Origin of the sequence: Galbibacter sp. PAP.153, from assembly GCF_037029175.1 — a bacterium.
GTDB lineage: Bacteria > Bacteroidota > Bacteroidia > Flavobacteriales > Flavobacteriaceae > Galbibacter > Galbibacter pacificus.
The window spans coordinates 1-1,952 of sequence record NZ_JAZEUN010000050.1 but is presented as its reverse complement, the minus strand read 5'-3'; the positions used below and the strand labels follow the sequence as shown (position 1 = coordinate 1,952).

Genomic DNA, 1,952 nt, shown 5'->3' with positions numbered 1-1,952 from the left:
AAAGCATATGGTTTTACGAATACTGAGTTTAATAAGACAAAAACGGATTTATTTGAATCTTTGAAAAAGTCGGATACTACAGCCGTTTCCTATTGGAGGGAAGAATTTCGGAATCATTTTGTTTATGGTAAGGGATTGCCACAAAACAAAATTGGGCTTTTAAAAAAGATATTAAATAATCTTACCTTGGAAGAAGTCAACAATTTTTTCAAAGATCGTATCAATAAAACACCGGAAGATATTGGTTTAATTGCTCCAACAGCCAATATGGCCCTTTCTTACACAGAAAAAACAATTAGAAACTGGTTTTTTGAAGCCGATACTTCTAAAACAATACCATATGCCGATCCCATTATCCCGTCAACATTAATGGATCCGATAAAAGTTTCAGGGTTAAAATGCTGTGACTATAAAGAAGGGACTACCGACATTCCCGGTATAAAGAAATACTTATTAAGTAATGGGGTTAAGTTGATTTTCAATTCCTTTAAACCCGCCCCCGATATTTTGGGAGGTAGTGAATCTGTTATATTTAAAGGTTTTGTTTCTAATGGGGCGAGCTGTTTTTCTAAAAAAGATTATTTTTCTGCCATTAATGCACCTGGAATAATTAAAAATTCGGGTGTTGGCGGAAAGGATAAATTTGACATAGAAAGATATTTATCCAATCAAGGTTTTAAACAGTATGTGACCCCTTATATAGGGTATAAGGAGAGCGGGATACGTGGGAGTACAACAACAACATTGAAAGATTTGGAAACGGCCCTACAATTAACCTATCTTTATATCACGGCCCCAAATTATAATGAATTGGCTTATGAGGATTGGAAGATGAGTGCCCCGAAGAGATATTTGAACGATCTTGTTCAAGATGACCTTATAACAACAGTTAAAAATGTATTCAATGATAGCTTATTTCTTCCTAAAGGCTCTAAACGAATGGAAGGGGTAGGACATACCGATATGCGGCTAGCTTATAGCATCTATAACAAATTATTCGGAAATGTACAGGATTTTACGTTTTTATTTTCTGGAAATTTTCAGGAAGAAGAACTCTTGCTTTTGTGCAGAAAGTATCTGGGAAATATACCAAATACTACCGAACATGTCGAATGTGAACAGGGTTTAAAAACTCAAGAGGATATTCCCGAAGATCCATTTATTAAAACATTCCCTGCTCGAAAAAACATACATAACGTACGGGTACGTATGGTATATGTTACCCCTTTGGACAAGACCTCCCTGGACTGGAAAGAGAAAACAAAATTAATGTTACTCTCCAGATTTCTGGAATATTCATTTTTAAAGCATTTGCGAAAAAATTCGGAAAAAGGGGGGCCTTATGTGGCTTTTGTAAGTAATGACAACAATGACGGGGTATCTGGGTATAATAAGTTTTCCATTGATTTTGGATGTAGCCCAGAGGATGTAGATCGACTGGTTATGGAATCAAAGCAAATTATAGAAAATCTGAAAAAATCGCCTTCAACAGAGATAAAGTTATTTAAAGCGGTTAAGAAGAGATTAATGCCGGTAAGTGATATAGAAACCAATAAGGAGATGTTAGAAAAGATGTATTTGCATTATAAATACGGATATCCCTGGGTAGGTATATCGGATGTTCGGGATTACATGGGTTCACTTTCGTTAAAAGATTTGCAGGAATCAGCACAAAAGTGGTTAATATCGGAGCCTTTTGAATTTAAGATGGTGCCTCCAGAATAAATAAAATAAGATTATCGATTCAAGAGAGGCATAAAATTAATTAAAAAATGGAGCACACTGCAGTATAATTGTCCGCAGCGTACTCCATTTAAACAAAATTTTCTCATTCAAGAAAATTAGAGATCCACTACTTCACCAGAGCCATCAAGTGGCTGTGAAGTATCAGGGGTTGCATAAACTTTATAAATCGTTGGGTCGGGCAAAAATCTTATTTTACAATCACTGGA

The 1,952-nt window shown here is 35.5% G+C and carries 1 protein-coding gene; it reads left to right on the top strand.

What is annotated here, in order from left to right; all coding sequences use genetic code 11:
* On the top strand, window positions 1-1,725 hold a 1,725-nt coding region (locus UXI14_RS17950), incomplete at its 5' end, for an insulinase family protein (RefSeq protein ID WP_335967340.1).
* Window positions 1,726-1,952: the final 227 nt, after the last annotated feature.